Source organism: Bacillus sp. DX4.1, from assembly GCF_030348195.1.
GTDB lineage: Bacteria > Bacillota > Bacilli > Bacillales > Bacillaceae_G > Bacillus_A.
Map to the genome: position 1 here is coordinate 4753010 of NZ_JAUCFT010000008.1, position 13594 is coordinate 4766603.

General features: G+C 31.5%; 10 protein-coding genes. 2 read left to right on the forward strand and 8 right to left on the reverse strand.

The window, feature by feature from the left end; all coding sequences use genetic code 11:
• Positions 1 to 75: 75 nt before the first annotated feature.
• From galU to fabZ, 3 genes are all read right to left on the reverse strand, one after another.
• Positions 76 to 960 (reverse strand): UTP--glucose-1-phosphate uridylyltransferase GalU, encoded by an 885-nt coding sequence (gene galU, locus QUF99_RS27200; protein WP_289374251.1) that lies wholly within the window; start codon positions 958 to 960, stop codon positions 76 to 78.
• Between the two features lie 189 nt (positions 961 to 1149).
• Positions 1150 to 2067 (reverse strand): polyisoprenyl-teichoic acid--peptidoglycan teichoic acid transferase TagU, encoded by a 918-nt coding sequence (gene tagU / locus QUF99_RS27205; protein WP_289374253.1) that lies wholly within the window; start codon positions 2065 to 2067, stop codon positions 1150 to 1152.
• 227 nt (positions 2068 to 2294) lie between these two features.
• A complete protein-coding gene (fabZ, locus tag QUF99_RS27210; protein WP_003202177.1) occupies positions 2295 to 2729 on the reverse strand; it encodes a 3-hydroxyacyl-ACP dehydratase FabZ in 435 nt (144 codons plus the stop codon).
• Positions 2730 to 3610: 881 nt separating this feature from the next.
• Here fabZ and QUF99_RS27215 point away from each other — a divergent pair.
• Positions 3611 to 3904, forward strand: coding sequence for a hypothetical protein (locus QUF99_RS27215; RefSeq protein WP_289374257.1), 294 nt, complete (start codon positions 3611 to 3613; stop codon positions 3902 to 3904).
• Positions 3905 to 4141: 237 nt separating this feature from the next.
• Positions 4142 to 4411, forward strand: coding sequence for a hypothetical protein (locus QUF99_RS27220; protein ID WP_289374259.1), 270 nt, complete (start codon positions 4142 to 4144; stop codon positions 4409 to 4411).
• 261 nt (positions 4412 to 4672) lie between these two features.
• On the opposite strand, the gene QUF99_RS27225 is transcribed toward QUF99_RS27220, so the two are convergent.
• The 5 genes from QUF99_RS27225 to QUF99_RS27245 all read right to left on the reverse strand — a co-directional run bounded on the left by QUF99_RS27225 (position 4673) and on the right by QUF99_RS27245 (position 13590).
• Complete coding sequence (locus QUF99_RS27225) at positions 4673 to 5884, reverse strand: glycosyltransferase family 4 protein (RefSeq protein ID WP_289374260.1); 1212 nt, start codon at positions 5882 to 5884, stop codon at positions 4673 to 4675.
• Positions 5885 to 5898: 14 nt separating this feature from the next.
• Positions 5899 to 9171 carry a CDP-glycerol glycerophosphotransferase family protein gene (locus QUF99_RS27230; RefSeq protein WP_289374262.1) on the reverse strand — a complete coding sequence of 1091 codons (3273 nt, stop codon included), beginning with the start codon at positions 9169 to 9171 and terminating at the stop codon, positions 5899 to 5901.
• Between the two features lie 226 nt (positions 9172 to 9397).
• Complete coding sequence (locus tag QUF99_RS27235) at positions 9398 to 10729, reverse strand: CDP-glycerol glycerophosphotransferase family protein (RefSeq protein WP_289374264.1); 1332 nt, start codon at positions 10727 to 10729, stop codon at positions 9398 to 9400.
• Between the two features lie 407 nt (positions 10730 to 11136).
• A complete protein-coding gene (gene tagH / locus QUF99_RS27240) occupies positions 11137 to 12771 on the reverse strand; it encodes a teichoic acids export ABC transporter ATP-binding subunit TagH (protein ID WP_289374265.1) in 1635 nt (544 codons plus the stop codon).
• 15 nt (positions 12772 to 12786) lie between these two features.
• Positions 12787 to 13590: an ABC transporter permease gene (locus tag QUF99_RS27245; RefSeq protein ID WP_289374266.1), complete on the reverse strand. Its 804-nt coding sequence runs from the start codon at positions 13588 to 13590 to the stop codon at positions 12787 to 12789.
• Positions 13591 to 13594 lie beyond the last annotated feature (4 nt).

The window sequence follows — 13594 nt, forward strand, 5'->3', positions numbered from 1 at the left end:
TAAAAAGAAGGGTTTTATGTCGTTTTTTAAATTTGGATTTATATACATGAGTTGTTAAATTTACTTCATGCCCTGCTATTTAGTAAGGTTAAGCTCGTTTTGTAAAAGGTTATTCATATAGTCTAAAAGATCTTGTTTTAGCTCTTCATGTTGCATCGCTACTTCAATTGTTGTCTGAATAAATCCTAGCTTTTCTCCAACATCATAACGTTTCCCTTCAAAATCATAAGCAAATACGCGTTGCATTTGATTTAAACTTTCAATTGCATCTGTTAGCTGAATCTCGCCACCAGCACCTGTTTGTTGTTTTTCTAAGAACATAAAGATTTCTGGAGTTAATACATAACGCCCCATAATAGCTAGATTAGATGGGGCAGTTCCTGCTGCTGGTTTTTCAACAAATGTACGTACTTGGTAAGAACGGTCATTTTGTTCAATTGGATCAATAATACCATAGCGATGCGTTTCCTTCTCTGGCACTGTTTGAACCCCAATAACAGAAGCTTGCTTGTTTTCATATTCATTCATTAATTGACGTAAACAAGGTGTTTCCGCTTGAACAATATCATCACCAAGTAAAACAGCGAACGGTTCATTACCAATAAATTTACGTGCACACCAAACCGCGTGGCCTAGACCTTTTGGTTCTTTTTGACGAATATAATGTATATTAATTTTTGAAGATTCCTGTACCTTCGCAAGAAGATCGTATTTCCCTTTTGATAATAAATTTTCTTCTAGTTCAAAGGAATGATCGAAGTGATCTTCAATTGCACGCTTCCCTTTTCCTGTAACAATAATAAGATCTTCAATCCCAGATTCAATTGCCTCTTCGATAATATATTGAATTGTTGGCTTATCAACAATCGGTAACATTTCTTTTGGCATGGCCTTTGTTGCAGGTAAAAACCGTGTACCAAGACCTGCTGCTGGAATAATTGCTTTTCTTACTTTTTTCAAAAATAATCACCCTAACTCATAAGATATAAGATTCACTTCTAATTATACAACCTATTCCAATTTTATCATTATAACAATATAATCGTAAAATTCACATTAATCAATTTATAAATAAGATCCAACCTCTATTCATTATTATCCTACAGAAAACCCAAATGCTTTATAAGCAATTGGGTTCTTCTTAAAAGATTAATTTCCTTTTATTTCAAGATGTTGTTTTAATTTATTTGATAGATTTTGACGCTCTTGATCAGGCACATAGTAGTACCAAATACCATCTTCCGCTTTATGTCCATCACCTTTAATTTGAATCTCTTCTTTGTTCTGTATTGCAACTTTGTAGTTCTTTTGCATATCATACATTTGATCTTGTGTTAAGTTTGTTTTTACGTTTTTCTCAACTGCTTTTAGTACATCACCGTAGTTTGCAAGAGAAGAGACGTTTGCTCCTTTACTAATAACAGCTTGTAGTACTTGACGCTGACGCATTTGACGACCGAAATCACCGCGTGCATCTTTCTTTCTCATACGTGTGTATTTTAGTGCATCTTCACCTGTTAAATGAATATCACCTTTAGCAAAATGCGTGCCATCTTGTGTAAAGCCTAAATCATTGTTCACGTCTACACCGCCGACCGCATTAACAATATCTTTAAAACCTTCCATGTTCACTTCAATATAATAGTCAATTGGTGTATCCAAGAAGTTTTCCACTGTATTAACAGACATATCAATACCGCCAAATGCGTATGCATGATTGATCTTATCTTTCTTACCTTTACCGACAATCTCTGTATACGTATCACGAGGAATACTTAACAGTTTCATAGATTTTTGTTTTGGATTTAAAGTAATTACCATTAATGAATCTGAACGACCTTGGTCGCCAGCACGCTCATCCGCACCCAGCAGTAAAATGGATACTGGTTTTGAATCCGCTACTTGTACTTCTTCAGTACGTTTCTTCGAATGATCACGATCTAATGGTTGATGCACTTTATCTAACGTACTTGAAACAGAAGAATAAATGCTATATGCATAAACCCCTGCACCAATTATAAGTATACCTACAATTCCTAAAATCCAAAGTAAGATTTTCTTCTTCACCACTTCAACCTTCTTTCCATTTATATACGAGCTACTTGCAATTTAAAAATATATTCTCTATGTATTCTGCTATCTTTTATTGGTCAAAAACTATTATACGATATATTTTGTTTTTTAACAGGTATCCCTCGATGTTTTATTTCATGAAAATAGGAGTTGAATGACAAGGGCTAAAAACAATCCTCGTCATTCAACTCCCAAGGTAAACTATTTTGCTTACATGATACCTATTCTTTCTTATCCCCAAGTGCAAATGTAACTTCTGCTTCACAAGCAATTTCACCATTTACAGTTGCGACTGCTTTTCCTTTTCCAATCGGTCCACGTACACGTGTCATTTCCACTTCTAAACGAAGCTGGTCGCCTGGGCGTACTTGGCGCTTGAAACGACAGTTATCAATGCCAGCAAAAAATGCAAGGCGGCCACGGTTTTCTTCTTTCTTTAATACCGCAACAGCACCCACTTGTGCTAACGCTTCGACGATTAGGACACCTGGCATTACAGGGTAATCAGGAAAATGTCCGTTAAAATATTCTTCATTCGCTGTTACATTTTTAATTCCAACTGCACGCTTTCCCTCTTCTACTTCTAGAATTTGATCGACAAGTAGAAATGGATAGCGGTGAGGAATGATTTCTTTAATTTGCTGAATATCTAACATATTGTTCGCTCCTTACATACCAAATTGGTCATACCACTAAAGATCATGTTTTTATTATCCCATTTTGTTTATCATTTGTCATTATGAAAAAGACGAACCAGGCTCTCCTGCTTCGTAACGTTTCAAAAAAATGTATACACTCTTTTCAGTATAACAAAATTTTATTATTGCTGACACGGAGGTCGAAAAGAGTGTATACCCAAGTTAGGGAAAGGCAATTTTTATAAAGTATTATTTGCCTTAAGTGTCGTATTCACAATCCATTATAAAGGACATAAATAAGAAAGAAAAACCTAATATTTCACGTTTTTTCTCGTTATTTACGAAAATTGCTACTGATTTCTCTTTTTATCTTATATTATCTTAAATGTTATATTTAGAAATTAAAATTTTTATCAAAACAAGCATACTATTCTAGAAGAAAACTACCTTCTGTAATATTTTTAGGACTAACTAGATTATTCTCTACTGCAAAGATTAGCCTCTCTTCTAAAGATTACTACTTATGGTTTATATAATTTAAAAACTGTATAATTAATTACCGATTCTATAATATGATATGAATGGATCTACACTCTTTTAAAAATCGACTTGAAAAGTATGATTTAGTCATATTTGCTGAACTCGGATACATTCTGTTATCCATATTAAAGAATGGAGAAATAGCTAGATTTCCGGTTGAAAAATACAACATTTTAAAAAGTGAAAATCTATTTTCTAGTTGCTTATATAATTACACTCGCAATACACCATCAGTCATATTCAGGGGATTTTTTCTATTTTTAAGTACAGGTTCATTTATACAAATTATTTACGTTATCCCACTTATTACTACATTAAACTAGTAAAAATGATTTAAAATTTAATAAAAGGAGCACATTATGAGCGGTAAAATCGAAGTGCATTATAAGGCTAAAAACGGTGTTGAACTAACCTATATGGAAGATCCATATCCAATCCAGAATTATAAAGGGGAAAGAAAATTATTAGTAATTTTTCAATCACTAGGTAATGAAAAATCTGATGATGCTCGACAACGTTATCCTTACACTTTAATCGATGGTTTGAAATTTTATAATTGTAGAAAGATTTACATTAAAGATGATATAGGACACGTAGGAAGTTATTATTTAGGCCTACATGGAAAATTTGATGTACGTGATGCAATTCATTAATTTTTAAAATTAAAAATTAATGAATATAAAATCTTAAAAGAAGATATTATTTTCTTTGGTCCTTCAAAAGGTGGTTATGCTGCATTAAATTTCGGATATGAATTAGGTGTTCAAAACATATTAACTGCAGTCCCACAATATCACCTTTACAACTTTATTGAAGAATACAAAAGCTTTCTAACATATATTCTACCTGAGAATATTACAGATGAAACGAAAGCTTTTTATAATAACTATTTGGGTAATGTAATTAAAAAAAGTCGACATAAACCAAATGTTTATTTAGTTACATCACAACATGACAATTTATATGACGACCATATTGTTCCGTTAGTAGAAGCAATAAATGAAAACGGATCAAATCTATTTATTTATGGAAATAATGAAATGTATGTTACTAGACATAATAATGTTGTTGTAAATACAATGAATGAAATACTAGCTATTTTAAGTATGCTTTTGTGCGATGATAAAATAAAAACGTTTGTCAATCCACAAGTGCAATAACTATAAAACATACAAAAATATACAAAAATGAAGAGTCTCCAAAAATTATTATTTTTGGAGGCTTTCTTCATCCCCCTCTGATTATTAGCACTCACCAATCGGACTTTTACGGATAGCTTATCTCCCACCTAACTTCTTTGCTTTCACTAAATTTTGAGGTGGGGGCATTACTGTCCGTGAATAGCGGGGTAAAAAAGAGCCAACTCTAATCAATAGCTCTTCGTCAACTTTTCGAGCCAGCTTCTTTCATATTAAAGTATTTTATACAGATGTCTGTACAAGCATTTCTTTCACGTTCTTTTTTGACTTTTTTTGTACTTGTTCTTCTAATATATGATCCCATTTTCCACCAACAACATTAAATGTGTACTTTTCAACATTCTTTTTAGCATTTCGGCCATACTCTTTTCGCAATTCTTCAGACTCAATTAACGTCATTAATGAATTAGCTAGCTCATCTACATTTCCTTCTTCTACTAGAATACCATCTTCTTTATGTGTAATGACTTCCCTAGGGCCTGTACATGCAAAACCTACACAAGGGACCCCAACGGACATTGCTTCAATAATTACCATTCCAAAGGATTCATATCTAGAACTTAAAGCATATATAGAAGAGTTGCGCATTTCACCAATAATATTATTTGTCTTTTGCATAAGGAAAATATTATTATATGCTTTTTCCTCAAAGATTTTTTCGCGAAGTGCCTCTTCCTCTACTCCAGAACCAAAAATCTTCAGCTTCCAATCGGGATGTTTTTTGATAACTTTAGAAAAGGCTGGAATTAAGAGATCAAATCCCTTTTCAGGAGCATAACGTCCAGCCGCAATAACTACTTTTTTATCTAGATCCGCTGTTTCTTTCGGAATATCTGTTGCATTTTCTACTTTGTATAAATCTACCTTACTTCCTTTTAATAATTGCTCATAGTCATTAATTTCGGAGTCTGTTAAGCATGTTAGAGCATCTAGCTTTTTATAATGTTTCTTTATTTTATTTTGCAATCCTGGTGCATGACCGGCGAAATACAGATGTTCTTGTCCAATTTTTATTACATCTTTCTTTACAAACTTTGTAGCTAAAATATTAAAGGAAGGTGTTGTCGTAATTAAAATCCCTTTGTTTATCTTTTTAAGTGCTGCAATAATTTTAAGATCTACAAATAGATTAAACATATGATATAAATCTTCGCTTTTATCTATAAAGGCACTAGGGAATTTCATTAGTATCCTTTTAATGATTTTTTGATATAACGGTGTGTTTTTACCAAATAATTTTCCTCTTCTTGCATCAAAAATTGGAGTAATCTTTACTTTTTTATCAATATCAAACATCGTCTTAGCACTTGTTCTTCTCACACTAATAATTTCTACATCATGGTTTTTAGCGGCAAAGTAATTGGCTGTATTTACAACCGTTCTTACCGTTCCACCCATCCCATAAATATTGTATACAAGAAACGTAATTTTCATTTTTCTTCACCTCACTACTTAGACATTTTTTTATTAGATAACTTCTTAATTTCGTTATAAATCCGCTCAAAGTTCTTCTTATCATGATAGTCATAATATTTTTTAGAATTTATATTATATTTAGGTTTATATTTAAAATCATTTTTAACATAATCACTCACATATTTAATAACTTCATCTTTTGTATGTGCAATATCCCCAACTAAATCTTTTCTTAAATCTACATAGGAACCTCTATGTTTCAAGTAATCATTTAAGTCAAAATGATAGAAGATTGTTGGCTTTTTCAAATAGTTAAAATCAAATACAACACTTGAATAGTCCGTAATCATTAAAGAACTATTTTGCATTAATTCTTTTACACTTTCTTCTCCCAATTTAACAATTTGTATTCTTTCATTTAAAGATGCAAATTCATCCTTATATTTCTTTTGAATTTCAATATGCGGGAAGAATTTAAGTACTAAATCATGTTTCTCAAGCAAATCATGTAATTTCTTATCTTGTAATAATCCATGGTAATGTACAAAGAAATCCGATGTTAAAAACCCTTCTCTCGAGCCAATAATCCATTCTCTCCATGTAGGCATAAGAAGAATTTCTCTCGTTTTCCTAGTCTTACTTTTATCTACTAACGAATCAAACCTAGCGAAACCTGTAATCATAACTTGCTTCTCTTTAAAGTTCATTTCATTGATCATAATATTTTTTTCATGCTCAGAAGCAACAACAAACTTTTTAATCATCCCATTATATGAATTTCTATTAAACTTTAATTTTTTCATCGCAGTAATGCCATGTTGCAAATAGATAACTTCCTTTTTATTACTCGCCATTTTATTATGAACAATACTTGGAATAGCATCTCTAATTCCATGACTCACAATTATATATTCACTTAAATGGTATAAAACAAGATGCTTAAAGCTATCATATTGCAGAACTTTATCTTTATATGGTAATAGATTATCCATATTTTTATTATTTTTCTTACTCACATAATACGTCTCTTCGTGGATATTTTTTTTAATACAAGATTCAAAAAAAGCAAATCCATTATCTTGTGCAACTTCCCCTAAATTCTCTCCGATAAGCCATACCGGTTTTTTTCTAAATTTACCCCATACTTTAGCAATCCCTCTGGCCATTAAGAATTTTATTTTTTCTCTTTTTCTTTCATGTGCCTTTAAGTTTCTTATTTCAAATAACATTACCTTACTCTTTTTATCAAAGAGAATTTTGCTCCTTGTATCGAAAAACATAGAACAATATAAACCACATTCCATCTTTATCGCATTTGCTTTAAAAGTACAGTTTCTATTAATAGTATTTATGTCATCGCAAAGAACCTTAGTTTCAATATCATTATTATTAATATTTGCACCAAAGTATACATTCCATTGCCCTGCATCATGAAGCCCATTTACTTTCATAAATGATGAATCAATATAGAATAGATACTCATTAAGATTATTTAACTTACCTCTCTGGGTTACAGTGTGACCAGTTTTATTTTCCCTAAAGATTAACTTTACATCTTGTAGTTCAAACTGTTCTTCTGCTTTTGAATTAATTTTAAACTTTATGCTATTCTTATTCGAATCTATTACAGTACAATATGCTTGTAAATAATTTTGTACTGATACCGATAATTCATTTTGATTTGTATAATAGGGATGAATTTGTACCGGATACCCATTAATATTTCGGTTTAATGCCGGATAGATAATAACCTTTGATTTATTATTTATATCATCTAAGTTAGAAGCTAAACTAAACTCAATGTTATTTCCATTACTCTCAATACGGATCATAAATTTTAAATTTACTTCACCAATTTTTTCAATATCAAATGAATCCCAGTCATATGAGCTATTAAAATAATAGCCTCCATCTTCTTTTGAAAATTCATTTATACAATTGATTTTTAAATTCATAGATTCTTCATGAAGATACACATCTTTTAAAACATAGTTAACATCTGGAATGCATACAAAGCCTTTTACGATTAGCTTACTCGCTTCATAATCAACTCTAATAACATCGCAGCATACTCCTTCATCTCTAACTAATACCGCTAAGTTTTTATCTAAAGTTACATATGGCCTAATTCTCTTTATAGCACCCGATTTACTATAAACTGTTTTAGGTAGTATTACAAAATCTGCTTTAGAATCTGGGTTAGTACCTAAATTTAATCGAGCTTTATCTCTAATTCCTTTCACATTAAAGCTTATGAATACATCCCAAACCCCTTTTTCTCCAAAAAAATCACCTTCTTCAAAAGTAATTGTCTCTTTAAAGAAACCATTCTTTATAAAAATAGGGTGGGATTGCTCTCTTTTCGTATCTCGATTAATAAACAATAACTCTACCATCTGATTTTCCGCATCCACCATACAATTAAATTGCACGAATCCTCCGATAGTGAGCTTGTTTTTCCCTAAATTTACAGTTTCAATTTTAGTAGAAACCATTTCCTCTGTATTCTTTTCAATTTTTAGAATAAAATCCTGTTTATTGTTACGAGAAAACGCATGATAATGCAATTGCTCATTATAACGAAAATAACTTCCGACTACTTTTCTTTCTTGCTTATTTTTAACCTTTATTAATACAGGCTTACCATTAAGAGCTCCTGCACAAAATAATTCCCAGTTACCTTCATATAAAGGATTTCCCTTTAAATTCAGCGTTACTTGATATTCATTTGTGCTGTCATTCACTTTTAAATCCGTTAAGTTTTTCACTTCTTTTGTAAGATCATTTTTCAAAAAGAACTCTTTTAAACAAACCTCTCCACGCTTAGACTCCGAGGAGAAATCCCCCAGTATTACAAAATCTTTTTCTTCATTTTCAAAAATTTCATTTGCAGAGACAGCAATACTTACAGAATCTTTTCTACTAAATTCAACAAGCTTTTCAACTGAATTACTCGCATTCACTTGAAAGATTGTATTATCAGGACATATAAAGAATTCCTTCTTCAAATTGTTATATACGTGAAGAAGAATAATATCTTTATCTAGTTGTAAAGAAATTTTTAACATTCCATCATTCATTATTTCAGAAAGCCCCGAAATTGGTAGAACACATATAATTCTATCTTTATGGATTTTCATACTAGATAGTGATAACTGTTTTTTAGAATTTCCTTTATGAATAAATAATTCCTTTACTCTCTCATAAACACCTTTAGTATCTCCATCTGTTTGTATAGAGATTTCAAGTTCAATGCTTTCGTTTTGAGTAATTTTCATTTCTTCCAATAATACTTTTACTTTCAATTCAATCTCACCTTTCATCTGTTAACAGTTAAATCCACTATCCGACCACTTGGTGTTCATTCTTCTATTTACAATTTATGTTTTATGGCCTACATAAAAAGCTATTCCAACCACCATAATTAGGAAGAGAGTCTGTAATTATATTTAAATAGTGCAAGCATAGTATACTTATTTATTTAATTAACAATATAACGAAACAACCCTAACTAACTAAAAAAGGGAGGATTTAGTTTTTCAGTTGCTCTCTCTTTGCAAGGATCTTCTGGGCAATTCTCTTTGAATTATTTCGATCGACATATGAGAATAAGCGATTTCTAAGCAATTTATACCTTTCTTTCTCCTTAAATCCATTGTTCATATAGAAAGTTAAGAGCTGGACTAGTTCATTCACATGCATACATCTATCTCCAAATAATTCATGTTCTACATTTAAATAGCCATTCATTATATGATCAAACTGAAAGAAAATAATTGGCTTTTTTAAATAATACATATCCCAAGAAACACTAGAATAATCTGTTATAAGAAGCGAGGATTCCATAATTAATTCATTAATTCTTACTTCTCCGTATTTAACAAAATGCACATTTGGGGTTTTTCGATGAAAATAGTGGATAGAATCATGAATTCTTGGATGCATACAAAACTTTAATACGATATTATACTGCTCTAATTTTTTAATGAGTGTTACATCATTTAAAAGTTTTTCATATTGCCTATAAAATTGACTATCTAAAAACTCTTCCTCTGATACCTCATCTAGCCACTCTCGCCATGTCGGTAGCAATAGAATTTGTTTTTGCTCCCCACTCTTATCTTGCAAATAATCCCACCTTGCTAATCCACTCAAAATGATTTCATCTTCTGTATAATTAAAAAATTGTTTTACAATTTCTTTTTCATATTCCGAAGATACACAAAATAAATTCGTTCCATTCGGACTACCCTTTTTAAAAATTGAATCCACCTTTTTCAAGCCTAGTACACCGTGTTGTAGAAAAACGTGCTTTTTAGCATGAATAACTTTCTTTAACGTTCCTCTGTTTTCTTTCCATATATAACAATGTGCCTTTGACTCAGAAGATATCATAAATGTACTAGCAAGGAGATAAATCATATGCTTGATGCTCATAAAATCGATAACTTTATCCTCATATCGCTCAAGCATCTTATAGTCATTAGACTTTTTGTTAATTACATAATATAGATTGGGAATTTGCTTATGATCATAGCAATACTTAAAGAAATAATAAGAATTATCTTGTGCGGTATGGCTAAATTTCTCATATGCTAATACAATGCCTTTTCGATCCCAATGCCATTTAAATGTATAATATATGATTAATGCCAGCTTTTCTTTTAAGGCATATTTGAAATGGTCATAGGTCCCTTTCTTTCGATAATGTAAGCTTAATCCACCTTTAACAGTCACATATGGATATACTACATATCCATCTTCACTATAGTCACGCTGTAATCGATTGTTTAGCTTTCTATTAACAATATAGCTGGGATGTTTAATTCGATAACTTTTAAGTTCATCGGATCTCAAATGCACATAAAAATCCCCAAAAAACGGGCCTAGCTCAAGTTGACCCAGCTCTATTTCAAAGACAACCTTTTTTTCAAATTCATTTACGCTACTTTCCTGATACGGGAGTTGATAAACTTTATCTCCGTTCCTTTTTTTTAAAGTTATGGCCTCGACCGTACATTTATCTCTACATTTTACTCTAATAGCAAATTGCCATTTTCCTTTTTTCTTCTTAAATGACGTTATTCGTATTTTAGAAATTAACTTTCCGGAGGATTTTACCATTCGCTTCACTCTTTCTTCAGCATTTCAACGAATTGAATTCATATAGTTAAATATATGATTTTAAAGAAATTTGTATGTTATAACTCAACTATGAGCGATATACGAAGGTTTTAATCCCACCGTAATCATGTAAACACTTCATCAATTTAATTAGCATGTACAAATATAGATATTTGATTAACAGTTATACCATCTGCGGATGAAAATTTAAAATCATATTTATCAGAGCGGTATATAAATGATGCTCCGTCTTCACTTACTAATTGCGCTTGACCTAACTTCTCTAACATCGCCGCCTTAGGGATAGACATATTCTGTATTGTAACCTGTTTTACAGTGAATTGATGGTTATATAGAACATTGATATTTTCATAACTATTTACTGTACCCTCTAATAGTTCTTCGGTGTTTTTTGGCTTCCCTATCATACTTTGTACATCTTGTTGATTCTTTCCTAATAAGGATATACCACTTTCAAAGTTTTGGTTTGAGCCTGATAACTCCTTTAACTTGTTAGAGATAGTCTCATACTGTAAAGCTAAGCTAAAAGGAATCGTACTTGACACACCCTCACTAACCCATCCTTCTGTCCCATCTTCATATACAATCTTCAACCAGTTTATATCGTTTTTTTCATCTTTTTGCTGTTTCTTTACCACAAACGGTGTACCAAATTCCATCATAGCTACTTGGTTACCATTTAGATTTGGCATACTTCTAACCTTTGCCTTTGCCATTTTCACATATCGAACATCTAAATCTGCCAATGGATTTTTTTTCTTTTCACTAGACACTTGTTTCTTTTTACTTACAGCTTCCGCCTGAGGAGGCTGGACAAACAAATCCTTTTTCAAATAAGCAGTACTCCCTACTCCGATACATAAGACCAAGCCTGCCAATGGAATCATATATTTTTTCTTTTTCTTCCGTTTCCTTGGATTTAATCCAGTATGTGCAGTATCTAAAACCTTAGCATTCTCCTGCTCCATTTCCTGACCAGCCTGTTTCCGCTGTGCTTCTTCTTTAAATTTTTGTTGCTCTTCTTTACTCATAGAACGGAATTCTTTTAAAAACTGTTCATATTTAGGCATAACATCTTTCATAAGCCCATAATCTTTAATCTCGCCATATTCAAGCCATAACACTTTTGTACAAAACTGTTTCACTTGCCCTAATGAATGACTCACAAAGAAGATTGTTTTCCCTTGTTCTTTAAATTCATTCATTCGTATTAGGCACTTATCTGTAAATGTTTGATCACCTACTGATAAAGCCTCATCAACCACTAAAACATCAGGATTGATATTAACAGAAATTGCAAAGCCGAGACGAGATTTCATACCACTTGAATACTTTTTTACAGGCATATCAATAAACTTACCAATATCCGCAAAATCAATAATATTTGGTGTTAAATTTTGAATCTCTTCTTTACTTAAACCCATCATTAAACATTTAAGTTCAATATTTTCTCGACCTGTTAATTGATTATTAAGTCCGGCGGATATTGCGATAAGTGAAATTTTACCTTTTATATCAATATCTCCCGATGTAGGTGGTGTAATGCCAGCAATTAAATTAGACATTGTCGATTTACCAGAGCCATTTACTCCGATAATTCCAATCACATCACCTTTTTGGGCTTCAAAATTTAAATTTCTTAACGCATAAAAGTCTTCACCAAATCCACTTGGATATATAATATCCTTTAATTTATCAGAGCTTTTACTATGCATTTTATATTTTTTTGTTACATTATGAAACTTCACTGAATAGTTCATCTTTTACAGTCCTCATTATAGGTAGTCTACAAAATGTTTTCTAAATTTCACATGTATTGCTGTACCAATCAATAACATAAAAAAGACAATTCCCCAGAAATAGAGAGCGTACTTTATATCTTCATAAAACCAACCGGTTCCTAAAAACGCCTTTCGATAACCTTCGACAATATAGCATAATGGATTTAACTGCATAATCTTTTGTAATGCTGGCGGTAATTTCTCAGGAGTCCATAAAATAGGAGTTAGATAGAGCAACATCCGCATTAAAGATTGAACAACCATTTGTACATCTCGCACGATTGTAGATAATGTAGAAGTAATTAAAGAAAATGCAAAGACAAGCATAACTGTAGCAAACATATAATATACCAATTGAATATAATGAATTGATATCCCTTGACCTGTTATTAAAAATATTCCGGTAACAATACCAACTAATATTAGATGTTGATAAAAGTTAGACATAATTACATAACTAGGAATTACACTCATCGGAAAACTCATCTTTGAAATCATGTTTAGTCTTGTATAAATAGACTTAGAAGCTTGCAAAGTCGCAGGATTAATAAAGAACCATACCGCTACACCAGAAATTAACCAATATACAAAAGGAACACCATTTACACCTGAGCCGCCTCTTATTCCAATTCCAAAAACAAACCAATAAATGCTCATTTGAATTAAAGGGTTTAACATTTCCCAAACGATGCCTAGATAATTATCTTTATTCGTACTTTTGACTTGATAAATAGATAGACGCTTAATTAAATAGAGACTATTTATCTGTTCTTTTAATACCATCATCATTGCATTCATTTTA